This window comes from Pseudobacillus sp. 179-B 2D1 NHS (assembly GCF_045370945.1).
Lineage (GTDB): Bacteria > Bacillota > Bacilli > Bacillales > Domibacillaceae > Pseudobacillus.
Genome location: NZ_JBIQDP010000021.1, coordinates 54,915 through 77,772, shown reverse-complemented (window position 1 = coordinate 77,772; position 22,858 = coordinate 54,915). Strand labels below are relative to the sequence as shown.

The window sequence follows — 22,858 nt, the reverse complement described above, 5'->3', positions numbered from 1 at the left end:
AAACAAACAGTGTCCGCCTCAAAGATACTTTGCCCCTCCGTTTCTTGGTGACTCTCATCCTCATCCACTTTCCTTCTTCTTAAACAATGAATAGATATTCATTTATTTTATCACCCGTCCATACTTTTGTCATTATTAATTTTACCCACCCTTCCCTCTTTATTATCTGGCAATTGACCTTTCCTGCAAGCGATGCATGCTGGCTGTTTCGTGGATTTTCCTATGGTACTATGAAAACATCATCAGAATTTCTCTGCTTCTTAGAAAGGAGAAGGTGTAGCTTATGGATAAGCAGTGGATCATTCTCAAAGATCACGTACAGGATGAGTGGCTGGACTACAATGGACATATGAACGATGCTGAATATGCGCGTGTTTTCAGCTGGGCAGGATTTAACTGGATGAAGGAGGTGGGCTTTAATGACGCATTTCGTCGGAAACACCAATATACAATTTTTACGCTGGAAAGCCATATTTGCTACTTGGCGGAGATGAAACCAAATGAAGCATTCGAAGTCTCTCTTCAGGTACTTGATTACGATGAAAAGCGAGTTCATTTCTTTTTTCAATTATTCGGCAGCAATGGAAAGCGGGCAGCAACATGCGAGCAAATGCTCATGGGCATGGATCAAAAACAACGCCGGCCGGCCCCGTTTCCACATGAGCTGTTTGAAAAAATCAAGCATCTGGCTGAACAGCAAGCCGGACTGCCCAGACCAAAAGAAGTTGGACAAACCATTGGTATCCGCAGGAAAGATAAACAAAAAGATCATTAAAGTAATTAAAGGCCAATTTCCATATGCCAATTGGATTGGCAGCGGAAATTGGCCTTTGCCTTGTTTAAGGCGCTATCTTCTCATCTGGATCAGCCGATGCCCGATGATTAAATCCATCAGCCAAGTGGCTGTGCTCGCCAAGAATGTAATAATCAAGCTCTTTCTTCGGAATTTGTTTGTACGACTTCCCATACACTGTGTAAAATAGAACCCCTATAGCCAGCCAAATGAGTAAAGCTATCCAGGATGGTCCTCCCATAAATGCTGGCGATCCCGGAACAGCAAGTAAGATAACGAAAGAGAGACTGCTAATAACGCCGAGTAAACTGCATAATTTTTTTCCTGGTGAAACAGCTCCCTCGATAACAGATTCGTCTCCGGACCATTTGAAAAACTTATAAGCCGCAAAACAAGTATAAAAATAGGCAACTGCTACACCAATAGAAGCCATATCAACGATCCAAAGCAGTACCTGTCTGCCAAACCACGGGGCAACTAAACAGATAATCATCGTAAAAATGATACCAGCATAAGGCGTTCTATAGGTTGGATGAAGCTTTCCGAATACATCAGGCAATATTTTCGCACGGGCCATGGCAAACAGCAAACGGCTTGCCGATACATAAAAGCCGTTTAAACCCGTAAAGATGCCCATGCAGATTGCAATCGCTAAAACAATTAAACCGATATTGCCAAACGCCCCGGCAACCACGTCTCCTGTCCCCCAGATCGACTGCTTGGCAACCAAATCCTGCCATGGCATGCCAACAGCAGTGAAAAGAATATTGGTCACGTAAATGAGCGTAGCAAAAACAAGAGCCCACACAATCAACGAAAACGCTTTTTTAGCAGGAAAATCAAACTCTTCCGCTGATTGCGGTACGTTGTCAAAACCAACGAAGGCGAAAGGAGCAATGGCTACAATTGTCAGGATAGCCGATAAAGCTGGAATTTCCGGGTTAAATGCCGGCTGCAAATGAGATAAAGATGAGTCAGGATGCGTAAACATGCCGATTCCCAATGCTGCTACTCCTAACACGAGAATGACACAAAAGATAAACTGCAGCCGGCCAGAAAAAGAGGCACCGCGAATATTGAGCCAGGCAAACACACACAAAGCAATCGTTGCGATCAACACTTCAGTAAAATAAACATCCCAGCCAGCAATACTATACATCTGCCCTTTCATCGCTACTTTAGGAATCGTAAATTTAAATAAAAGTGCCATAGCAGACGCGTTCAAAGCGACAATACTCATATAACCGAGCACTAAAAACCAGCCGCAAATATAGGCATTCGTCCTTCCAAACCCAAGATACGCGTAAGCAAATTCTCCCCCTGAAACTGGAAAATGCCTAATTAGAAACCCGTAACTGACTGCAATTAAAATCATGAGAAGCCCGCCAATCCCAAATCCGATGGCTGCCCCGATCGGCCCTGGCTTTGCCATCCAGTCTGCCGGAAGGACAAAGCTTCCCCAGCCGATTGCCGATCCTAGGGCAATCGCCCAAACCCAGTGCGGTTTCAGCGTCTTGTCCAGCTGCGTTCTTTCTTCCATGCAAAAAACCTCCTTCATTTATAGTAATTAAACTCGTAGAGAGGTTTAACCAGAAAAAACATAACCATCCCTCAGAGCATAACCCTCAAAATAAATTAAATATTCAGTTTTTTTATTACGTATTTATTCAGGATCGACACAGTGATAGTATTTGTGAAAGGAAGCAATGCGAGGTAATTTGAAGTGAAGACTTGTTCTTATCCCTACTATATTATAGAGTTTTACAACTAACGATTTAACATTTTAATAAGCGTTATGAGATACTTTAATAAGTGACGGGCTCCACCTTTCTATAGTTGTCACCCTCTCCTGCTTTTCGCTCTTATAGAGTCGACTTATAGTTATAATAATGAATATATTCATGATTATTTATTTTAGTCATTCACTGTAAGCTACTTTATAAAAGCTTTCTTTACTTCTTTTAGGTGGCGCCCACTTTACAGATAAAGCACTCTTTTATTTATCCTTTTCTTATAGGAAATTGTTTTAAGATGGCCAGCTAGCTTTTCAAGCCCTTTTATCTCGAAGGCACTTTAACGTTTGTACGCTTGAATGTAAGAGTGACTCTGCGCTAAATGTTACTGCTCTCTCCGTACAAAATGTTAAAAATTCTTTATAGCTGACAGAAATAGCCTCCAACAGCTTTTCTGTGTCGATAACGGATGATTGAATGAATTCTTTATTATTTTCCATAGTGACTTTCTCTATCTCAAAAAAATACCCCTCCTCTTCTTTTACTAAATAAAGTTTAGTAGGATTATCTAATAATTCAATAAGGTATTTTTTCTCATTAGCTCTGTCTAGCACAATGTAGGAGAGGTCGGCCCATGTTTCTAATAATTCTCCGGTCCACTCCTTTTCAGATACAATGACCTGATCATCATCTATAATTTTTATATATCCTGATAAATAATCTCCCTCCTCATGATTTAGTAATTTTTGTGCGGCCAGTTCTGCCGAAGGATGGGAAATCGCTACAAAGTTCTTTTTCTGATCGGTCAAAAAACCTAATTCTGGAACAAAATTAGTGATATACGTTATTATTTTAATTTTTTTATTCATCCTATCCCTCTTTTATTCATAACTTATCTGTTCTTGTTCATATTTAACACTATTCCTATACGTTGAACAACTGTCGCTTTTTTTATCTTTTCATGCTCATACAGCTGTGTTTAGTCCTTTTCCTATCTTCTTATTAGCAACAACTAAAAATAGTGGCAGGTAAAAAAACTGCGCCTCAATAGTCGTACACAATGACCAATTAAGACGCAGTTCTGTTGTTTACTAAAAAGGGTACGTGCGATACTTTGTTTGCAGAGAAACCCATTTAGTAACAGTAAACTCTTCAATGACCCACGGGTAACCGAACCGGCCCATTCCGCTTTGTTTGTTGCCGCCAAACGGAACAACCGGGCTGTCATTCACTGTCTGATCATTAATATGAGTCATGCCGCTATCAATTTGAAGAGCAAGCTGCTCCCCCTTCTCCAAGTCCGTCGTAAAGATGGCTGAACTTAAGCCATACTGTGTATCATTAGCCAGTTCAATTGCCTCCTCGTCCGTTTCTGCTTTAATAAGAGAGGCAATCGGGGCAAATAATTCTGTCTGGGCAAGCTCGCTTGAATTATCTACTTCTGAAAAAACGAACGGCGTTAATACGTTGCCTTCCGCTCTTCCTTCTAAAGCAATGTTCACACCTTTCTGCTTAGCTTTTTCGATAATCTGCAACGCTTTATTTAATTGATTTTTATTCATTAACGGGCCAATAACTGTATTTGGATCACTTGGATCACCCGCCGGTAATTGTTTCACACGCTCTACAAATTTCTGCTTAAATTCCTCATAGACAGCTTTATGAATGATCAAACGATTAATAATCATGCAAATCTGCCCCTGATGGATAAACTTTCCAAATATTGCCGCATCCACTGCCCGATCTACATCCGCATCTGACAATACAACGAACGGATTGTTGCCGCCTAATTCAAGGGCTACCCGCTTAAAGTTTTCACCCGCGATGCGACCGATTAATTTTCCGACCGGAGTAGATCCTGTAAAGCTGATTAAGCGCGGAATCGGATTTTCCAGCATCTCATTTCCTATTTCTTCAAGGTCCGTCAAGATCATATTAAAGACGCCTTTAGGAAGGCCGGCTTCTTCAAAGGCTTTCGCCAAGATAACACCGCCAGTAAGCCCTGTTTGTAAATCCGGCTTGTGAACAACGGCATTGCCAAGGGCAAGAGCTGGAGCAATCGCCCGCATAGATAAGTTCATTGGAAAGTTAAACGGCGAAATAGAGGAAATAACACCGAGCGGCAGGCGATGAACATGGTTCACTTTCCCTTCAATCGGATCAGATATTTCTTTTATTTCATCTAGTTCTCCTGCATATTTAACAGCCTGTTCAAGCAACCCAGTGGTCAAACCGATCTCTACGCCTGCCTTTACGGCCGTTCCCCCTGTTTCACGAGTTATTGTCTTTTGAACATCTTCCTTATGTTCTCTCAAATAATCCGCTGCTTTCTTCAAAACTGCTTTTCGCTCATCAGCTGTTGTCTTTGCCCACTCTTTCTGAGCCTGCTTTGCTATTTCAAATGCTTCTTTTACCTGCCCCTTTGTCGCCAATTTGACGGCAGCAATCTCTGATTCATCGTACGGATTAATAATCTTTCCAACCCGTTCGCTCTTCCCTTCTGTCCACTGACCATTTAAAAAGCTTTTGTTGTATTGTTCGAATATTGGCATGAGCTTCACTCCTTGTTATGCCTTAGCAAACGATGTAAATGATAACTCTTTTGTTTTTACCCTGATAGAAAAATTTAAACATCCGCGGACGATCATTCCGCTTCATACTCTACTACTCTTTTATAAACGAATGGTTTTTTATGCAACCATTCTAAATAAATTACAAATAGGCTCTTGAAAATGAAAACGTTTTCTTATAAAATAAATAGTAGGTTGGACAGCAACAGTGGCTGTCATGATATTTGGCGCAGGCGGGGCCAGTATCGATTTAAATGAATAAAAATTCATCGTTTGTACTTTAAATACAAACGATGCATCCACTTTTATTTGCTTTTGGAGAGCGTTAAAGAAGAAACTTTGACGCTTTTTTCATGCTTTATTCATTCCTCAGACATAGCAGGCATATAAGAAAACATGTACAATAAAAAGAGAACAGCTATTTATGAATAAGGGGTGGAGACAGATGATCATTGTGACTACAGAGAAAATTGCCGGCTATAAGGTTACTGAAATAAAAGGACCTGTGTTTGGCTTAACCGTTAGAGCACGGGGAATTGGAAAAGATATTGTCGCTTCATTTAAAGGCCTTGTGGGCGGAGAAATCAATCAGTATACAGAGATGCTAGAAGATGCGCGGAAACAGGCAATGGACCGCATGGTTCAAAATGCCAAAGCTATGGACGCCAACGCTATTATTATGATGAGATTTGACTCTGGAGAAATCGGTCAAAACATGAGCGAAATCGTTGCTTACGGGACAGCTGTTACTGTGGAACAGGAATAAGACCTATGCTGGAATGGATCATTGGTTTTTACGGTTTGCAGCTGATTGCTCTCATTGTTTTGGTGATCGGTTCCTGGTTCATCTGGGATCGTCGCTTTAAAACGAAACACGGCCAGCAAGTGCCAGAGGGATTTGTGCGCACAAAAGAAGTGTCCTTTGACCCGACAACTAAGAAAAAGCTAGTCGTTTATATGCACCCTGATACAGGCGAACGATTTTATAAAGAAGAAAAATAATAGACTCTGTGCTTCCTGAAAAGAAGCACAGAGTCTATTTATTTACTTATCGTTAAACTATTAATGCCCCACTTGCCATGGGCGGCTTACCTGGGGCGGCTTTCTCCTTTGTCTTGGTCCTAATTCGTCTCTCGTTACCCTGCGCGGCTCCATTCCTCTTTCAATTCTTGTCCGCACTTCTTGGGAATAAGCATATAAATTAGGAGGTAAGTATATCCGAGACGCTTCCTGCTGGCAGTTTGGGCATAATGAGGTCCCTTTATAACTCGACATTGACTTGAAAAATAAAGTGAATTCACCGCATTGATTGCATTTGAACGTATAACTCGGCAAGGCCATTCCCCCTTACTTCGGATCGATATCCTTTTCAAATATTTTTGTCGGAATGGCAACCGTACAGCACGCATTCGGAATATCAACGATTCCGCTGATTCGTCCCTCAACAGGTGCCGTACTTAAGAGCATGTAAGCCTGTTCTCCCGTATAACCGAGCGTTTTCAAATACTCAATAGCATTTAAACAAGCTCTGCGATAAGCAATATGAGCATCCAGGTAATGCTGTTTCCCATCAAACTCATCTACAGAAATTCCTTCAAATACAAGATAGTCTGAGTAATGCGGTTCAACCGGACCTGGTTTAAAAACAGGGTTATCTTTAATTTTGTACTTCTCCATGCCGCCTTTAATCACATCTACCTTCAGATCAATCCACCCCGCCATCTCAATTCCGCCGCAGAAAGTAATCTCGCCGTCCCCCTGTGAAAAGTGGAGATCTCCGACTGATAACTTAGCTCCGTCTACAAACACCGGGAAGAAGATCCTTGAGCCTTTGGACAAGTTTTTAATGTCACAGTTCCCACCGTTTTCCCTTGGCGGAACTGTTCGAGCTCCTTCCTTAGCCACCCGGTCAAATTCTGCTCCTTTCAGCGTACCGAGTACTGCATGCTCAACCTGCGGGGAAGTGGCCAGTTCCGGCACACGGTCTGGGTCCGTCATCTTTAGCTCATTTTCCCTTCTATTCCACTCCTGCAGCATCTCCATAGAAGGGGCTACCCCGATTAAGCCAGGGTGAATAAGCCCAGCAAACTTCACACCCGGTACATGTCTTGAAGTGGTATAAATTCCTTCAAAGTCCCAGATAGATTTTGCTGCTTCTGGGAAGTGCTCCACTAAAAAGCTGCCGCCGTTTTCCTTGGCGAATATTCCGTTAAATCCCCATTCATATTCCGGAAAGGCACCGATATCTAAAATATCTACGACAAGCAAGTCTCCCGGTTCCACTCCATTGACATAAACAGGTCCGCTTAAAACATGCACTCGCGGCAAAATAACATCCCGTATATCATTTGGATTGTCATCATTGCTAATTTGGCCATCTGTCCAATCTTTGCACTCCATCCGAAAAGATTCTCCTGGCTCTACTGAAAAAGCTGCTGGAATATCCGGATGCCAGCGATTGTGTCCAGGATGGGCCTGCTGTTCCATTGGCTTGCTAAGGTCAAGTTTGAATAACGTTTTTGGCATGTCGTTCCCCCTTCAATCAACTAATCTATGAAGTCAAAATATGTATGCGTTTTCATTTTAACTGGTTGAAAAATAATAGTCAAATTATTCAAACTATTACACCTTGCTTACATTACTATAAATTCCTTCCAAAAGCAGCCACTCCCCTTCTCCCTTCTCAATTTGTTAAGATGGTTATAATTATTTTGCATAAATGAGGAGAGATAATAGCTTGTCTTATGTTATAAAGGAAGCAATAAGAATTATGTACTGACTTTTCTAAAGATAGGAGGACGCCTGATGAATTGGAAAGTGTATTTCGATATTGTTGCGGCTATGATAAGAACGGGCATTTTAGGATACGGAGGCGGCCCTTCGGTCATTCCGCTTTTTCGTCATGAAGCCGTTACACGCTATAAGTGGATCAGCGATGAAGAATTTGGTGAAGTCCTCGCCTTTGCTAATGCTTTGCCAGGTCCGATTGCTACAAAAATGGCTGCCCACCTCGGCTACCAGCAAAAAGGTGCGCTTGGTGCATCAATCGCTGTGATCGCTCATATTTTTCCTACCACTGTCGGCATAGTCGCTCTAATGGGCGTGCTCTATACTCTGAAAGAATCTCCTGTAATTTCAGGAATGATTGGAGCGGTCCGGCCCGGCATTGCCGTTTTGCTCGGCATGATGGCTTACGAATTCTGCGCAAAAACATGGAAAGGTTTAGGAAAAGCCGTCGGCTTGTTGTTCGGCCTTCTATCCTTCCTATTGCTTGCCATTCTGGATACTCATCCGGCTGTTGTCATCATACTTTTCTTAGCTTATGGCACGGTCCACATCAAGTTTTCCGGATGGGCTAAACACAAATGGAAGAAGCCTAAAACAGACCAAGATAGCGAGGGATCAGAATGATTTTTTGGCAATTGTTTTCTGCCTTTTTTGTTGCGAACTTGCTCGGTTACGGCGGAGGCCCGGCATCCATTCCGCTGATGCAGCAGGAAGTAGTCGATCACTACGGCTGGATGACCAATGAACAATTTGTAGACATGCTGGCTGTTGCCAACGCCTTACCCGGACCCATTTCAACTAAGATTGCCGCATTGGCCGGCTATCAGCAGGCTGGCTGGCTCGGACTGGCAGTAGCCACTTTCGCTACTGTCGCTCCTTCCGCCATCGCTATTATCATTCTCCTTAAAATATTAAGTCGATTTAAACAGTCTCCTGTTGTAAAAGGAATGACCTTACTCGTTCAACCGGTCATTGCAACAATGATGATCCTGCTGACATGGGAGTTTAGCCACGTATCTTTTAGCTCCATCGGTTATTTGCAATCTCTTCTGATCGGAATCATTGCATTACTGGCAATGACAAAGTGGAAAATCCACCCTGCCATTGTCATCGTAGCCGCCTTTATTTATGGCGGATTAGTATTGCCGCATTTTTCTTCCTAATTAATAACTGTAAAAGAACCCCTGAATTTTTATATTCAGGGGTTCTCTTCTTAACCTTTATGAACAATCAAGGTTTGTGAGCGCTTCCACAATTTAAGAGGCTATTTCTCTTCATTAAGGCTTGTTCAGATTACACTTTTCAAGCGGCACCACTTTTGTTTTCTTCGCAACTTTGTAACCAAGCCAAACGACAATGAATAATGGAAGACCGATATAAGAAATAATCGCGCCGTTCCAGTCAATCGTACCGCTTGTGAAAGCGCTGTAATTTTGTCCAAGGATAACAATCGTACAAAGTGTAAGCGCAAAGAGCGGACCAAACGGAAACCACTTTGCCCGATAAGGCAAATCACGTAAGTCATGTCCTTGAGCCATATAAGCTCTGCGGAAACGATAATGACTGACAGCGATTCCAAGCCAGGCAATAAAACCGGACATGCCTGATGCATTCAATAACCAAATATAGACTGCCCCATCACCAAAGAAAGAAGCAAGGAAAGCCAGCGTTCCAACAAGAGAAGTGATAATTAAAGCATTCACCGGCACACCGCGACGGTCTAATCTAGCCAAAAACTTCGGTGCTTTTCCTTCTCTCGCTAAATCCCATAACATCCGAGTAGAAGCATACATGCCAGAGCTTCCAGCCGATAAAACAGATGTTAAAATAATGGCATTCATGACCGATGCTGCAAAAGCGACGCCTGCCTGATCAAATACAAGCGTGAAGGGACTGACTGTTACATCCTCGCTTGCTAAACTCGCCGTTGTATACGGAATAATCAGACTAATCACAAGGATAGCAAAGATATAAAATAGCAAAATCCGCCAGAACACTTGTCGAACTGCTTTTGGAATAGCGCGAGACGGGTTATCTGTTTCGCCGGCAGCTACTCCGAAAAGCTCTGTTCCCTGGAATGAGTAACCAGCCGCCATAAAGATCCCAAGAATCGTCATGAATCCACCGTGGAATGGAGCATCTCCAATCGTAAAGTTTTTAAAGCCGATATATTCACCACCAACAATACCAAAAATCATCAAAACCCCTGTAATTAGAAACACAATGACTGCCGTTACTTTTATCATTGAAAACCAGTATTCTGACTCTCCAAACCCTTTGACAGAAAGATAGTTTAATAGAAAGATAACCGCTAAACATAATCCGCTCCAAAGAATGGAAGGGCTGTTTGGGAACCAAAATTTCATAATTAATGTTACAGCAGCAAGCTCAGAAGCAATCGTAATTGCCCAGTTATACCAGTAATTCCAGCCGAGCGCAAACCCCAATGCCGGATCTACGAAGCGGGTCGCATAAGTGCTGAATGAACCGGCTACCGGCAAAAAAGCAGCCATTTCAGCAAGACTGATCATTACGAAATAAACCATAATTCCAATTGCCCCATAAGCAAGGAGCGCTCCTCCCGGCCCTGCTGTATGAATAGCACTTCCGCTTGCGAGGAATAGGCCCGTGCCGATTGTTCCTCCAAGTGCGATCATTGTTAAATGTCTTGACTTTAAACTTCGTTTTAACTCTTGTGATGGTTCTTGTGCTAGCTGATTGTTTGCCTCATTCGTTGACAAGATAGTAGGTTGAGAGGCGTTATTTGGCATACATTGTTCCCCCTTTTTCTATGAGGACCTGTCATGTTCTGCTTGTGGATTCTTCGGATGTGCATTCCAGTCTTCATACTTTTTATTTAACCAGCCGCAGCTTCCTGCAGATGCAGCGGCTGGCTGAATAACAAACTATTTGAGTACGTATAGTGTTTTTAATGTATCGTCGGAAGGACTCTGAAAATAGGCTCCCATTTCCTTTAACTCTTTAATCGTTTGTACATGAGTGGCAGTAATTTCCTCCCCAGGTGTCAACAACGGAATTCCCGGTGGATAAGGAAGAATCATTTCTCCGCAAAGAGAGCCAACGGCGTCTTCTAAAGCTACTCTTTTGCGCGGCATGTGAAAAGCATCTCGCAAAGAGACTTCCTGCTTATATAATGTGCCTTCCGCTGCAAAAAGAACAGTCTCTACTTTCTCCTTCTGCTCCGTCATTGCCCATTGCTGTAGCTTTTGATCAATCGCTTTAATCGCTTCCACTACTTTCTCAATATCCTCTTGTTCCTCATTCAATGAGAATAAAAAGACAATATTGCGCGGATCGCTGATCTCTGCTGTACAGCCTTGCTCGTAAAACATATCCAGCAGCTGATAGCCAGAGACCACCTCATTGTTGCAGGAGATAATCCATTTTAACGGATCCCGATAATGAACCTCTTGACTTCCCTCCCAGATGGAAAGCGCTTGCAGCTCATCTGAAAGAGCCATACGTCTTTCCTCTAAACGTTTCACTGTTTCTTTTAAATGCGCACGTCCTTCTGTCACTAAATAACGTCGAGCCAGATCCAAAGAAGCAAGTAACGGATAGGAAGGGCTCGTTGATTGAATCATTCCGAGCACTTGTGCCAGCCGCTCACGGGAAACACGGTCTCCTTTTACATGAAGCATTGAAGCCATAGTCATAGCTGTAAGCATCTTATGCGTAGATTGTATAACAACATCTGCTCCTTTAGATAAAGCTGACGGTGGCACTTCCTCCGATTGGCCAAAATGGGCTCCATGGGCTTCATCAACAATGAGAGGCACCCCCGCTTTGTGGCAAGTCTCAGCTAAACGGGTAATATCCTGACTCATTCCATAGTAGTTAGGGTTCGTAATCCAAACGCCTTTTACATCCGGGTTTTCCGCCAGTGCTTTTTCAATGTAGTAAATATCAGATACTTTCGCTACTTTCGTTGTGGATTCAATAGCCGGTGCGATAAAGATTGGCTGAGCACCTGCCAGCATTAAACCATGGAACACCGATTTATGCATATTGCGCTGAACGAGAATTTTCTCTCCAGGCGCACATAGAGTGAGAGCTACTCCGATGTTTCCGATGGTGCTTCCGCCTACTAGGAAAAATGTATGATCTGCTCCGAATGCTTCCGCTGCTAAATTTTGAGCATCAGCGATAAAATCCGTCGGATGATGCAAGTCATCAATTCCTACTGATTCAGTTGCATCTATTTTTAATATGCTCTCAAAGCGGCCAAATGCTTCCCGGTCAAACACCCGCCCGTCTTTATGTCCAGGCACATGCATAGATGTACGCTTGCTTGCTTCATATAAACAAAGGGCCTCATAAAGCGGTGCCTCTGTATGATCAACTTTAGAATGAGGGGCTTCATACATATTCGTAATTGTAAGATTCATTCTCTCTCCTCCAATACTTTTACTTGTTAGCAGACAGTTCTTCTGCTATAAACTATTCCGTTTTTCTTTATAGCAATTTCTATGCCAAAAAAAAGACCTCTTCTCATAAACCCTGTAATAGAGCGGAAATTTAAATATTAACGGAGGGAGCATGAGAGATTTTATTGAAAGAATCTAATAAAAACATATAAAAAACCGCCGAAAATTCGGCGGTCTACAATATATTTAACTTCGTTAGTTTATATTGCAGCGTTTGCCGGGGGATTTCTAATAGCTTTGCAGCCTTTTGTATATTGCCCTCTGTCTCTGCTAGTGCCTGTCTGATTAAGTTTTCTTCAGTGTCTATTAACGCCTGCCGCAACGGCTGCAGCGAAATGGGTTTTGTCCTTTCCGGTGCTGGAGTGTCCCCTGCAATATGCATAGGAATATGCTCCACTGTAATTGAATCACCGTCCATAATGTTCATCGCTGATTCAATCGCATGCTCTAATTCCCGGACATTGCCCGGCCAGTCATACTGGTTAAATCTGACCTTGACTTCTTCATCAACCTTGGTAACGAGCTTGCCAAAGAGAAAGTTATATTTCTGAATAAAGTGATCCGTCAGCAATGGAAGATCACCCTTTCTATCCCTGAGCGGCGGAATCTGCAAATTGATTACATTTAAACGATAATACAGGTCGGAGCGCAGTGTTTTTTCACGGAGACAAACGTCTGCCGGCTCATTCATCGCCGCAATAATCCGAACATTCACTCCATGCTCTTTCGTCCCACCTATTCTGCGAATTACTCCGTTCTCTAGCACCCGCAATAATTTTGCTTGAATATCAAGCGGCATCGAGTTAATCTCATCTAAAAACAGCGTGCCCCCGTCCGCAAGCTCAAACAAGCCAGGCCGATCCACAGCACCGGTATAGCTTCCTTTTGCTGTTCCAAACAAAATGCTTTCAAGCAGCGAAGAAGGAATAGCTGCACAGTTTTGAGCGATGAACGCCTCAGACTTGCGCGGGGATGCGTTATGGATTGACTGAACGAGCAGTTCTTTTCCTGTTCCGGTTTCCCCGTATATCAATATAGGTGACGAAGTCGATGCTACCTTTAACGCTTTTATTTTCAGACGTTCGCAAACAGGATCATTTGTGATAATGTCTGTAATATGATATTTTGCTCCTGTTTGGCTGCGCCGTTCCTTTTTAGGGCGCTGAGCCGTTTCTACCTTTGCCTGCAAATCAATAAGCTTCTCTGACAATTGCTTTACTTTCGTTAAATCTTTAGCAATTTCAACAGCTCCAACCAGTTCTCCATCCACTTTAATCGGCAGTGTTGTGTTTACCATATCGATCAGCATTCCGCGGATATTGTAATACGACTGGTGTTGATTATAAATCGGTTCTCCTGTTTGAATGACTTTCATTAACGTGCTGGTAGAAGCCGACAGGGAAGGAAACGCTTCCAATAAATGTTTGCCCAGCACTTCCTCTCTCTCGACAGCATCATGCTTAGCTGCCACATGGTTATAAAAAATTGTTATGCCATTAGCATCTACTGCGTGAATGCCTTCATCAATCGTGCCCAAAATAGCCTGAATCATTTTCATTTCTTTCGTGTCAGTTATATTCAATAGCATTTTGAACGATTCTCCTTCTTTGCTTACAAAACCGCTTTATTCCATTTTAAGACAGATAACCCGCAAATAATCAATGCCGGATTTCTGTCATCTCCATGCCGGATTTTCGGCACTTTTCCTTCAGTTCGACAAGGTACTGGTTATCCAGACAACTTTTTTATCATTTTATTTTACAATTTCTAGTAATTATCCTTTTTCAATTATAATGACTATCCGCCTTTAAGTACAGTTTAATTTTCCAGCACGAGCAGCCCATGTGTTTAACTATCCTTCTTTTATAATAGAAGAATTCTATCTGTCTACCCCTATGTTAATGGGTAATTGAGCTATCTCTTTTATTTTCATTCGCTCTATATTTCCACATAAAAAGAAGAATATTGCAAAAAGAACGGAATCCTTTCTTTAAGCAAGAAAAAACTGAAATAGCGCCTATTAATATTTATCTTACATGATATTAAAGCCGCAAGCATGACAGGTCCGAACAAGTCCCAATTGTTTCCTTTTCCTCTAGTCTCATTTATCCCATTTTGCCATAATGATAATTAGAATAATTGTTTAGGAGGAGGAAGGATGAAGAAACCCATAATTAAAAACAGTCGGCTCTTGATCCTGCTGGTTTGTCTTATATTCCTAGCTGCTTGCTCTGGCTCTACAGAAAACAGCAAACCAGCCGAGCCGAAAACGGCAGCAAACGGTTCACCAGCTGGAAAGATTCCTAAAGCAGCCGAAACAGCTGAGGGAATGATTGCCCAGAAAGCTGGATGGTTAATGAAAAAGCATTTTGACGAAGACATCGAGGCTGTCAAGCCCATTGACTGGTTCAAGTACCGTAACTTTTATGAGGAAACATTCAAGCCTATTATGGAACAAGAAATTGGTCATTACTTTGAAAAGCACAAGAACTTAACGAGTGAGGAGGTCTATAATTATCTTGTTTATACATTAGGGTCGGGTCAATATGAAAGATTTTATAAACCGCTCACCGCTTTCACCCACGGCTTTCGGGCCCCTGAATTGCCAACTGAGAAAACCGACACAGTAGAGATAGCAGAAACGCCAAAGCAGGCAAATGCCCTCATCCTCATAGATGCAAGCGGAAGCATGAAAGCGGAAGTTCCAGGTGGGGTCAAAATGGACCTAGCAAAAGCAGCGATTCAACAATTTGCAGCCGAGCTCACTGAGGGAACGAACGTTTCTCTGCTCGTTTATGGCCACGTTGGAACTGGAAGTGATGCCGATAAAGCCAAGTCATGTCAAGCCATTGAATCCATATTCCCATTGGCGAAATACGAAAAGGCCAGCTTCCAGCAAGCGACTGACTCTTTTCAAGCAAGCGGATGGACACCGCTTGCCGGTGCGATTAATAAAGCAGCCGAACTTCTTTCTGCCTACCCTTCTGATCAGTACGCCAATAGCGTATATATTGTGAGCGACGGGATCGAAACGTGTGGCGGCGATCCTATTGCGGCCGCGAAAAAGTTACAGGAACAAAGCATTCAAGCTAAAGTTCATATTATTGGGTTTGACGTCGATGATCCCGGCCAAAAACAATTAAAGGCTGTAGCTGAAGCGGGTGGCGGTGAATACGCTACGGTTAAAAATAAAGAGGAGTTAGAAACACAGATAATAAAGAAATGGCGTCCTTCTGTGTTTGAAATCGCTGGAAAACAAGGCGTGCCGGCTCATGAATATGTAGACAAAATAAGCGAGCTTACTAATTATAAAGTTCACTTAACTGATTTAAGCAACTATGAAAAAAGCCGAATTGCAAATGCTACTTATTTTTTATCCAACCAACAATTGATCGATGACAAAACAAAAGAGAAGGTCCTTTCTATTATAGAAAAAAGGAATAGACTAAGAAACGATCACTTTGAACAAATATATAAAATGAAAAAACAAAAACTAGAAGAAGCCAAAAATATCATTGATCAGAAAGTGTCTGACTGGAAAGATCAGTGGAAAAAATAAACTCATTCCATACATTAAAAAGGAGAAGCGCTAGTGTGCGCTTCTCCTTTTTTAATGAGACCTGCCACTTAATCGGCCTTCATCGCTCCGTTATCCGGGTCTATAATGAGAAAGTAATACCCATATGGCGTTCCTTTAAATCCTACCTTTGCACGATAGACATCGCGTTCCGCTTCGTAGTAACTCATTTTAATCTCTTTATCGGGTGCTGGCTCGCTACTTAAAATAAGCTTTTCTGCTTCTTTTAATGTCAATCGGCTTTTAAATGTAAGATAACTGGTTCCAACATAAGCTTTTTTGCCATTGTATCTAATTTCCGACCAGCCTGCCGTGTCAGTTGCATACACATAAACAGGCGCTCTCTTTTTTAGTGTGCCGATCACCTTAGCTTTCGGACTTGGAGTGGCTCTTACATGAAGAATGGGAGAGGCTGTGGCAACTGCTTCTTTTTTAAATGTACTTATTTCACTGCTTGCAGGCACAAGGTATCCCGCAGAAACATAACCTACTTTATTATTATATCTAACTTTCGCCCATCCCCCGGGCTCTGTATTATATACATACACGCTAGCGCCTTTTTTAGTGAACCGACTACCCTTGCTTTTGGGCTCGGCCTTTCACGTACATTTAACTTTGTCTCAACTTTTACAGTATACTGCCCTGGCCCGTTTACTGCTGCCTGCGGTGAATGAAACGACAGGCCAATTAAGCCAAAAATGACACAGTGAACATGATGGCTATCTTCTTCATTAAACTCCCTCCTATTCGCCATAAACAAGACTAAAGACCCATAAAATTATATCACAGGAGGTAAGTAGTTTCACTATACATATTATTTCCCCTTCGCTTTAATTAAAATTTTTCTACTTCCTCTTAACATGAAGTTTTTTAATTGCTGTGTATTAAAAGTTTACAGCTGCTTACCGATATATAAAATTGTCTTTATCTTTAACCCTGAACGCCAAAAGAATAGACAATCGTAGAAAAGAGGTTATTCATAGTGAAAAGTGTCTTTACATACTTTGGGACCATCCGGTCTAAATTAATTTTATCTTTTTCCCTCATTTTAATTATCCCGGCACTTATTATTGGCACGCTCTCTTATGGAACAGCCAAAGAAGCGGTAAAACAGGAGATGCTCAACGGCTTTTCCGAGAATATTGACTTATTAAACTCTTCAATCGATCAAACCATTCAATCGAAGATCCACGATGCTGACGTTTTTTCGCAAAGCACCTCTTCTTCTTTTTATAAAGGGGAAAGCAGCCCTGCACTTCGGCAAAAATTAGCGCAGTATTCAAAATTACACCCTGAAGTTTTCAGTATCTATGTTGCTACAAACACTGGCTTGTTCATCGAGGAGCCAGTAATTACGGATACATCTAGTTATGATCCGCGGACGAGAGACTGGTATAAAGAATCGATGGCTAAAAAAGGAAAAACAATTATCTCGAAACCTTATCCTGATGTAACGACAGGGGACATGGTTGTTACTATCTCGCAATCGACAAAAGACGGATCAGGTGTAATTGGCATCGATATTAACTTGAACTATATTCAAGGGCTAATCAAACAAGTGAAAATTGGTAAAGAGGGTTATGCTTTTCTTTTGGACAAGGATCAGACCGCGATAGCTCACCCTTCTATTAAAGCTGGTGAGCAAGTGAAAAAACCCTTTTATCAGACGATGTATAATGGAGCAAAAGGAACGTTTGATTATAGAGACGGCGATAGTGAAGAAACGATGAGCTTTGTAACAAACAAATTGACCGGCTGGAAAATAGGCGGGACGATCAAACAAGCGGAATTCACTGCTGCCGCCGCTCCTATCTTCCAAAAAACACTGCTCGTCATTCTTATAGCGACAATCATTGGTGCAGCTATCGTCTTCCTTATTATCAAGTCAATTATTAAGCCGCTTAGGAGACTAAAAGAGCAAGCAATCACCGTTAGTAAAGGCGACTTAACAGAGCCGGTGAGCGTCCAGTCAGACGATGAAATCGGACAGCTGGCGGGGGCATTCAACATTATGCAAGAAAACATCAGACAGTTAGTTCAAAAGATTGAGTCTAATGCAGAACAAGTAGCAGCCTCTTCACAAGAGTTAACCGCAAGCGCCGAGCAAACAAGCACGGCCACAGAACAAGTCGCCTCATCCATTCAAGAAGTAGCGGGCAGTGCGGAAAAACAAACGTCTGGTGTTGACCGGAATGTCCTCTCCCTGCGAGAAATATCTGAAGGCGTCTCTCAAATTGCTGATCGTTCTGGAAAAGTATCTGAGCTTGCCCATGATACAACCATTCAAGCGGAGGAAGGCGGAAAAGCTGTTGCCAATACCGTCAAACAAATGCACTCCATTCGTGCGTCAGTGACAGAATCAAATGAAATGATTCACTCCTTGCACGAACGTTCTAAGGAGGTCAGCTCCATTTTAGATGTAATTACCGGAATTGCAGAACAAACGAATTTGCTCGCTTTAAATGCAGCCATTGAAGCGGCAAGAGCAGGTGAGCAGGGCAAAGGATTTGCCGTCGTAGCTGACGAAGTGCGGAAGCTCGCTGAACAATCACAACAGTCAGCGGGAGAAATCTTTTCCATCGTCCAAGGCATACAAAAAGACACAGAAAGTTCCGTGCAGGTGATGGCTCGTGTTACAGACGATGTGCAAGCCGGAGTAAACGTATCAAATGAAGCAATTGAAAAGTTTAAACTAATTTTACAACGTACAAGAGAAATCACTCCACAAATGGAGGATGTATCTGCTACTGCTGAGCAAATGGCGGCAGCTGTTCAAGAGGTTACTCATACAACAAATGAATTGGCGATTATTGCGAAAGAAAATGCGGCTACTTCAGAGGATGTGGCTGCATCAGCCGAGGAACAGCTTGCTTCGATGGAGGAAATTTCCGCCTCCGCAAAGGCGCTATCCTCCATGGCCGAAGAACTGCAAAAATTGATTTCCGCCTTTAAGTACTAATTGTTTTTTCATTATAAAAAGTGTTGGGCAAAAAGGCAGCAACGACTGTCTTTTCGCCCAACACTTATATATTTACTCTTCGTCTTTAATGGAAATCGTTTGATTCTCATTGCTAGGCGGAAGACGTACTAAGCGAACAGCGAGCAGTCCCCGTTTGTAAGATGCATCAACCCGATCCTTTCTCACCAAAAATGGCAAGTTGATCACGCGTGTAAAAGTTCCTTCATTGAATTCCTCTTGAATCACACGAAAATTGCTGTGCTCAAAATGGATATCACAGCTGACTTCCAACATCTTTTCGTTAACTGTTAAACAGATATCTTCCACCTTTTTAACTCCTGGAACGAGAAATAAACACAGGAGCTCATCTTTTGATTCATATAAGTTCACTCGCAGCTGGTTTTCCGCTCCTTTAAAATACTGGTTGAACTTCCCCTCCACCTCCCCGTCAAAAAACTTTTTAAATAAAGCATCCCATCCATTAAAGTAGTTATCCATAGATATCCACCACTTTTTATGAGTTAATGAGGGTTAATATTTATGCATTATTAGCCTGTGTTTGGTCCGCTATATCAGGGTCCATTGCTGTGCTGATGCTAATACCATTATTTGTCATCATGAAGTCCCCTGTATTTCCTCCACCTGAACCCCTCACCTCTTTGAATATGCTTTTTGGAGAAATATTTAACGTATCGCCAAAATTCAAAACGCCGCTATTGGTATTTACTTTAAATGGTCCGCTCACTATAGAAGGCATATGAACACCCTTTTCAATCTGTATTCTTCTTATTTAAACTATTCATTACCGCCTTTACCTGTGTAATAACTGTCTAATATGCTTGATTCTAGCTTCTGCATCTATTATCCCTGTTGATCCGATATGCAGCACACTCGATGAAGCGACCCCTACTATACTGATATGATTCACACGGATGAAAGGAGAAAGGTTGTATCTCGTAACAGTAATGTTCTCGTTGATTTGTGGTATGGGTATCGGCCTTGAAAACAGAGGATAATCATTAAGGTTGCCCTCATTCCCGAAAAAGAGCTCTGCCTGGCGCTGGACAGCTAACACGTTGTTCCGTAATTTCATGTTAGCAGAGTCGCCAATTTCAAAGACTGAACTATCAGATACAGTAATGACCCGAGCATCTTTAACGATAGATGTTCTCTTAAACAATGGAACACCTCCTATTCGGGAGAAAGCGGAACCAAAGGCCCGACAATAAAAGACTCGGGCGGCGTATCAAATATGGATGATAGCGTAATTGCATCCGTGTCACCAACTAAAGCCACAGAGGAACTTGCCACGCCTTCAATTATTAAATTATCCACACAAATATTTTTATTGACGACCGTAAAATTCATGTCAGAAAGCCCCCTTCCTTTGGCAGTTGTGTAATAAACTCATCATAAGTTTTATGAATGTCTTCCTTTACTTTATTAACTGTTCTGCCTTCGATCTCTGCCAGCTGCTCTTCCCCTATATTGCTCATATTAATTTGATTTAGATAATAATGAATGCGCGAATCAATCTGCTTTTTAATATCATCAATAATATATTGCCGGTAATCTGAATTTAACGGCTGATTCTTTTGCTGCTCAATTGTGTTTAAAACAGAATAACAATCCCCATTTAAATACTCATGCACCTGCCGCTGGATGTTCCCAAACAACAACAGCCGCTGCTGCGGATTCATCGGCGGTACCATTAAGTCATTTTGTTCAACGGAAAAGTCTTCAATTGATCCTTCTCCGGCATGAGGGGTAATGCCGATGTTTAACGTTCCTTCCAGCCTTTCCACTTTTAATTGATCGAATTTATATTCAACCCGTTCAATATTGGAGGACTGGTTTTTTTTTAACGATTGAACTTCTTGTTGAAGCTGCTGAACATTCGCTTCCAGCTGAGTAATTCTCTGCTGTTGGGCATTGACCCATTGTTGCATTTGTTGGAGACTATGTATCATATGAGAATAATTAAAATACATACAATCTCCTCCTTACAGCTAAAGTTGAAGTATCATTTCAAGAACGGGTCGGGGGAGTAAGCGGGACAAAGAAAGGCCGTCGAGTTTGCTGTCCCGCCTGCGGAGCTGGTTCAGTAAACCCTCCTGTGTTATAAAGATTGGACAAAGCTTTAATAATGCCGGCACTTCCAATTTGCAAAAAGGAAGAGTTAGAAATGGCATCAATTTTTAAATTGTGAATAACGATGCTTTGGTTAATGTGAAAATTCATGCCCGCTCCCCCTTATAAGAGTACTCTTATACAACGGTTTGAATATTGGAATCAGCCGCATCTGCATCATACGTATTCGTTGAGCTATAATCATTTCTTACTCTCATGCCATCCCCTGTATTAAAGGAACCCGCCCCAGCAAAGGTTTTTGCTGTGCTGGACGGAGAAATGTTATACACATCACCAATATTAAAAACACTGCTGCTTCCTATACTAATGACTTTTACCGCCCCTACGATTGCTGGCATTTATCCCATCCCTTTTAAAAAAGCAATTCTACTAGTAAAGTATGAAAAAACGGAATAAATGTGATAAACGTCTATAGGCGCTGTGGCTTTTTTCTCCTTATCATTAATATATTAACCGGAGGAGAAAAAATGAGAGAATTGTTGCATTTTCATGTACGTGCTATGGAACACCCTCTTTTTCCAAATGGCAAGAGAATAAAAAATTGGAAAAGAGATATAACTGTGAAAAACAACAGGCAAAATTTATAATATAAAGGAGTAATCATTCACTGCTGGATTAGAATTAATTAAGAAAGGAAGCTACTGCATTGAGGAGCTTTTTTTATACATTAATAGTTTTAGCTATTTTATTCCTCTCCTGGCCTGCAATCGAAAAGCTGATTACAAAGAATAATGATTCACCGGTCGTTTATAAACTTCAGTCGAGTCTTGAGCAGATTAAAGAAAACCCTTATATTTCAGAAGCACTCGACAATCTGTATGCGAGCCTGTCTCAATTGATCGGCTCGGATGAAACCGCTACTGACCCGCAAAGAGAGAACGTTGAAAAGCCCGCTTTAACAAAGCCGGCTGAACAAGCTTTTTCCATCCATAACATTGAACTTCAGGAAAGCAAGCAAAAGGCTGAGCAAATTCTTGGCACTCCGCAGCGTTCTTCCTATAATGAATATGGCGTCGAGTGGCACACTTATCATACCGATTACCAAAATTTTTTGATGGTTGCCTATGATAAAAACAATCAAGTAGCAGGGCTTTATACAAATCAAGATTTGATCGCTTCAGCCAGCGGAATTAAGCTTGGAAGTGATAGAAACACCGTTCTGCAGAAATTAGGAAAGCCTTTAAGCCAGCTTCGCAAAGGGTTGGTTTACATGAAGCTCCAAACCGATCAAGAGTATGACATGTTCATGATTGATCATAGTTATGTCACTATTTTTTATGATAAGCATGAAAACAATACAGTGACTGCTATTCAAATTATCAGTAACGACCTGGAGCAGGAAAAGCCGGCTTTCTATGCAGAAGCGAGCGAACAATTAAAAGAAGGATTGGAATACCAATTATTCGATCTAACGAATGCCGCCCGTGTCAATCACCATCTCCCGATTTTAACATGGAACAATCTGGTAAAAGAAACCGCAAGAAAGCATAGCGCAGACATGGCTAAGCAAAATTATTTTTCTCACACAAACCTTCGTGGCCAGTCTCCCTTTGATCGGATGAAAGCCGACCATATCTTTTTCACAACAGCGGGAGAAAATTTGGCTTACGGGCAATTTAGCAGTGTTTTTGCCCATGAGGGGTTAATGAATTCTCTCGGCCACCGTGAAAACATCCTGCGTCCTGAATACCGGTTTTTAGGTGTTGGCGTGGCTTTTAACAAGGAATCACAGCCTTACTATACAGAAAACTTCTTTGCGAAATAGAAAACTTCTTTGCGAAATAGAAAACTTCTTTGCGAAATAGAAAACTTCTTTGCGAAATAGAAAACTTCTTTGCGA

At 41.9% G+C, this 22,858-nt stretch carries 24 protein-coding genes; 8 read left to right on the top strand and 16 right to left on the bottom strand.

All coding sequences use genetic code 11. The annotated features are described in order from the left end of the window. The first annotated feature begins 283 nt into the window (after positions 1–283). The gene (locus tag ACH0BF_RS18625; RefSeq protein ID WP_406910001.1) at positions 284–775 is read left to right on the top strand and encodes a thioesterase family protein; all 492 of its coding nucleotides are present in this window, start codon (positions 284–286) and stop codon (positions 773–775) included. Positions 776–839: 64 nt separating this feature from the next. Here ACH0BF_RS18625 and ACH0BF_RS18620 read toward each other — a convergent pair whose 3' ends face one another. From ACH0BF_RS18620 to ACH0BF_RS18610, 3 genes are all read right to left on the bottom strand, one after another. Then, positions 840–2,333 carry an APC family permease gene (locus ACH0BF_RS18620; RefSeq protein WP_120034810.1) on the bottom strand — a complete coding sequence of 498 codons (1,494 nt, stop codon included), beginning with the start codon at positions 2,331–2,333 and terminating at the stop codon, positions 840–842. 507 nt (positions 2,334–2,840) lie between these two features. Continuing rightward, on the bottom strand, positions 2,841–3,395 hold the full coding sequence (locus tag ACH0BF_RS18615; protein WP_406910000.1) for a hypothetical protein: 555 nt from the start codon (positions 3,393–3,395) through the stop codon (positions 2,841–2,843). Between the two features lie 222 nt (positions 3,396–3,617). After that, on the bottom strand, positions 3,618–5,078 hold the full coding sequence (locus ACH0BF_RS18610) for an aldehyde dehydrogenase family protein (protein WP_406909999.1): 1,461 nt from the start codon (positions 5,076–5,078) through the stop codon (positions 3,618–3,620). 463 nt (positions 5,079–5,541) lie between these two features. Here ACH0BF_RS18610 and ACH0BF_RS18605 point away from each other — a divergent pair, with 463 nt between their 5' ends. Beyond that, entirely contained in the window at positions 5,542–5,862 is a 321-nt protein-coding gene (locus ACH0BF_RS18605) for a YbjQ family protein (RefSeq protein WP_120034816.1), read from the top strand. 5 nt (positions 5,863–5,867) lie between these two features. Further along, the gene (locus tag ACH0BF_RS18600) at positions 5,868–6,098 is read left to right on the top strand and encodes a hypothetical protein (protein WP_259455615.1); all 231 of its coding nucleotides are present in this window, start codon (positions 5,868–5,870) and stop codon (positions 6,096–6,098) included. 60 nt (positions 6,099–6,158) lie between these two features. Here the strand turns inward: ACH0BF_RS18600 and ACH0BF_RS18595 are convergent, their stop codons facing one another. Both ACH0BF_RS18595 and fmdA read right to left on the bottom strand, forming a co-directional pair. Beyond that, a complete protein-coding gene (locus ACH0BF_RS18595; RefSeq protein WP_406909998.1) occupies positions 6,159–6,431 on the bottom strand; it encodes an FmdB family zinc ribbon protein in 273 nt (90 codons plus the stop codon). A 12-nt stretch (positions 6,432–6,443) separates the two neighbouring features. After that, positions 6,444–7,622, bottom strand: a complete 1,179-nt coding sequence (gene fmdA / locus ACH0BF_RS18590) for a formamidase (RefSeq protein ID WP_340852294.1) — start codon at positions 7,620–7,622, stop codon at positions 6,444–6,446. 279 nt (positions 7,623–7,901) lie between these two features. Between fmdA and chrB the strand changes: the two genes are divergently transcribed. Together chrB and chrA are read left to right on the top strand one after the other, a co-directional pair. Continuing rightward, positions 7,902–8,507: a chromate efflux transporter ChrB gene (gene chrB, locus ACH0BF_RS18585; protein ID WP_406909997.1), complete on the top strand. Its 606-nt coding sequence runs from the start codon at positions 7,902–7,904 to the stop codon at positions 8,505–8,507. Then, positions 8,504–9,046 carry a chromate efflux transporter ChrA gene (chrA, locus tag ACH0BF_RS18580; protein WP_406909996.1) on the top strand — a complete coding sequence of 181 codons (543 nt, stop codon included), beginning with the start codon at positions 8,504–8,506 and terminating at the stop codon, positions 9,044–9,046. Before chrB ends, chrA begins: the two co-directional genes overlap by 4 nt. Before the next feature lie 114 nt (positions 9,047–9,160). On the opposite strand, the gene ACH0BF_RS18575 is transcribed toward chrA, so the two are convergent. From ACH0BF_RS18575 to ACH0BF_RS18565, 3 genes are all read right to left on the bottom strand, one after another. Next, positions 9,161–10,654, bottom strand: coding sequence for an amino acid permease (locus ACH0BF_RS18575; RefSeq protein ID WP_340852289.1), 1,494 nt, complete (start codon positions 10,652–10,654; stop codon positions 9,161–9,163). A gap of 135 nt (positions 10,655–10,789) precedes the next feature. Further along, the gene (locus ACH0BF_RS18570; protein ID WP_120034828.1) at positions 10,790–12,292 is read right to left on the bottom strand and encodes an aminotransferase class I/II-fold pyridoxal phosphate-dependent enzyme; all 1,503 of its coding nucleotides are present in this window, start codon (positions 12,290–12,292) and stop codon (positions 10,790–10,792) included. Between the two features lie 214 nt (positions 12,293–12,506). Beyond that, positions 12,507–13,913, bottom strand: a complete 1,407-nt coding sequence (locus ACH0BF_RS18565) for a sigma-54 interaction domain-containing protein (RefSeq protein ID WP_406910004.1) — start codon at positions 13,911–13,913, stop codon at positions 12,507–12,509. A 576-nt stretch (positions 13,914–14,489) separates the two neighbouring features. Between ACH0BF_RS18565 and ACH0BF_RS18560 the strand changes: the two genes are divergently transcribed. After that, entirely contained in the window at positions 14,490–15,890 is a 1,401-nt protein-coding gene (locus ACH0BF_RS18560; protein WP_340852283.1) for a vWA domain-containing protein, read from the top strand. 68 nt (positions 15,891–15,958) lie between these two features. Here ACH0BF_RS18560 and ACH0BF_RS18555 read toward each other — a convergent pair whose 3' ends face one another. Continuing rightward, complete coding sequence (locus ACH0BF_RS18555) at positions 15,959–16,456, bottom strand: SH3 domain-containing protein (protein WP_340852281.1); 498 nt, start codon at positions 16,454–16,456, stop codon at positions 15,959–15,961. Positions 16,457–16,890: 434 nt separating this feature from the next. On the opposite strand from ACH0BF_RS18555, the gene ACH0BF_RS18550 reads away from it, so the two are divergent. Continuing rightward, on the top strand, positions 16,891–18,867 hold the full coding sequence (locus ACH0BF_RS18550; protein WP_340852280.1) for a methyl-accepting chemotaxis protein: 1,977 nt from the start codon (positions 16,891–16,893) through the stop codon (positions 18,865–18,867). 72 nt (positions 18,868–18,939) lie between these two features. On the opposite strand, the gene ACH0BF_RS18545 is transcribed toward ACH0BF_RS18550, so the two are convergent. The 7 genes from ACH0BF_RS18545 to ACH0BF_RS18515 are packed head-to-tail and all read right to left on the bottom strand — an operon-like array spanning position 18,940 to position 21,356. Continuing rightward, a complete protein-coding gene (locus tag ACH0BF_RS18545; protein WP_340852277.1) occupies positions 18,940–19,365 on the bottom strand; it encodes an Hsp20/alpha crystallin family protein in 426 nt (141 codons plus the stop codon). A gap of 40 nt (positions 19,366–19,405) precedes the next feature. Beyond that, on the bottom strand, positions 19,406–19,624 hold the full coding sequence (locus ACH0BF_RS18540; RefSeq protein ID WP_340852276.1) for a spore germination protein: 219 nt from the start codon (positions 19,622–19,624) through the stop codon (positions 19,406–19,408). A 54-nt stretch (positions 19,625–19,678) separates the two neighbouring features. Further along, positions 19,679–20,047, bottom strand: a complete 369-nt coding sequence (locus ACH0BF_RS18535; protein WP_340852274.1) for a spore germination protein GerPE — start codon at positions 20,045–20,047, stop codon at positions 19,679–19,681. Positions 20,048–20,058: 11 nt separating this feature from the next. Next, positions 20,059–20,235 (bottom strand): spore gernimation protein GerPD, encoded by a 177-nt coding sequence (locus tag ACH0BF_RS18530; protein WP_340852273.1) that lies wholly within the window; start codon positions 20,233–20,235, stop codon positions 20,059–20,061. After that, positions 20,232–20,858 carry a spore germination protein GerPC gene (gene gerPC / locus ACH0BF_RS18525; protein WP_340852271.1) on the bottom strand — a complete coding sequence of 209 codons (627 nt, stop codon included), beginning with the start codon at positions 20,856–20,858 and terminating at the stop codon, positions 20,232–20,234. Before gerPC ends, ACH0BF_RS18530 begins: the two co-directional genes overlap by 4 nt. 37 nt (positions 20,859–20,895) lie before the next feature. Beyond that, on the bottom strand, positions 20,896–21,108 hold the full coding sequence (locus tag ACH0BF_RS18520; RefSeq protein ID WP_340852270.1) for a spore germination protein GerPB: 213 nt from the start codon (positions 21,106–21,108) through the stop codon (positions 20,896–20,898). A gap of 26 nt (positions 21,109–21,134) precedes the next feature. After that, positions 21,135–21,356: a spore germination protein gene (locus ACH0BF_RS18515; protein ID WP_120034846.1), complete on the bottom strand. Its 222-nt coding sequence runs from the start codon at positions 21,354–21,356 to the stop codon at positions 21,135–21,137. A 308-nt stretch (positions 21,357–21,664) separates the two neighbouring features. On the opposite strand from ACH0BF_RS18515, the gene ACH0BF_RS18510 reads away from it, so the two are divergent. Then, positions 21,665–22,783, top strand: coding sequence for a CAP domain-containing protein (locus ACH0BF_RS18510; protein ID WP_406909995.1), 1,119 nt, complete (start codon positions 21,665–21,667; stop codon positions 22,781–22,783). Positions 22,784–22,858 lie beyond the last annotated feature (75 nt).

Excerpts from the sequence above, each read along its gene's own strand:
- ACH0BF_RS18625 (WP_406910001.1), top strand. The coding sequence starts at position 284 with ATGGATAAGCAGTGGATCATTCTCAAAGATCACGTACAGGATGAGTGG.
- ACH0BF_RS18620 (WP_120034810.1), bottom strand. The coding sequence starts at position 2,333 with ATGGAAGAAAGAACGCAGCTGGACAAGACGCTGAAACCGCACTGGGTT.
- ACH0BF_RS18615 (WP_406910000.1), bottom strand. The coding sequence starts at position 3,395 with ATGAATAAAAAAATTAAAATAATAACGTATATCACTAATTTTGTTCCA.
- ACH0BF_RS18610 (WP_406909999.1), bottom strand. The coding sequence starts at position 5,078 with ATGCCAATATTCGAACAATACAACAAAAGCTTTTTAAATGGTCAGTGG.
- ACH0BF_RS18605 (WP_120034816.1), top strand. The coding sequence starts at position 5,542 with ATGATCATTGTGACTACAGAGAAAATTGCCGGCTATAAGGTTACTGAA.
- ACH0BF_RS18600 (WP_259455615.1), top strand. The coding sequence starts at position 5,868 with ATGCTGGAATGGATCATTGGTTTTTACGGTTTGCAGCTGATTGCTCTC.
- fmdA (WP_340852294.1), bottom strand. The coding sequence starts at position 7,622 with ATGCCAAAAACGTTATTCAAACTTGACCTTAGCAAGCCAATGGAACAG.
- chrB (WP_406909997.1), top strand. The coding sequence starts at position 7,902 with ATGAATTGGAAAGTGTATTTCGATATTGTTGCGGCTATGATAAGAACG.
- chrA (WP_406909996.1), top strand. The coding sequence starts at position 8,504 with ATGATTTTTTGGCAATTGTTTTCTGCCTTTTTTGTTGCGAACTTGCTC.
- ACH0BF_RS18575 (WP_340852289.1), bottom strand. The coding sequence starts at position 10,654 with ATGCCAAATAACGCCTCTCAACCTACTATCTTGTCAACGAATGAGGCA.
- ACH0BF_RS18570 (WP_120034828.1), bottom strand. The coding sequence starts at position 12,292 with ATGAATCTTACAATTACGAATATGTATGAAGCCCCTCATTCTAAAGTT.
- ACH0BF_RS18560 (WP_340852283.1), top strand. The coding sequence starts at position 14,490 with ATGAAGAAACCCATAATTAAAAACAGTCGGCTCTTGATCCTGCTGGTT.
- ACH0BF_RS18545 (WP_340852277.1), bottom strand. The coding sequence starts at position 19,365 with ATGGATAACTACTTTAATGGATGGGATGCTTTATTTAAAAAGTTTTTT.
- ACH0BF_RS18540 (WP_340852276.1), bottom strand. The coding sequence starts at position 19,624 with ATGCCTTCTATAGTGAGCGGACCATTTAAAGTAAATACCAATAGCGGC.
- ACH0BF_RS18530 (WP_340852273.1), bottom strand. The coding sequence starts at position 20,235 with ATGAATTTTACGGTCGTCAATAAAAATATTTGTGTGGATAATTTAATA.
- gerPC (WP_340852271.1), bottom strand. The coding sequence starts at position 20,858 with ATGTATTTTAATTATTCTCATATGATACATAGTCTCCAACAAATGCAA.
- ACH0BF_RS18520 (WP_340852270.1), bottom strand. The coding sequence starts at position 21,108 with ATGAATTTTCACATTAACCAAAGCATCGTTATTCACAATTTAAAAATT.
- ACH0BF_RS18515 (WP_120034846.1), bottom strand. The coding sequence starts at position 21,356 with ATGCCAGCAATCGTAGGGGCGGTAAAAGTCATTAGTATAGGAAGCAGC.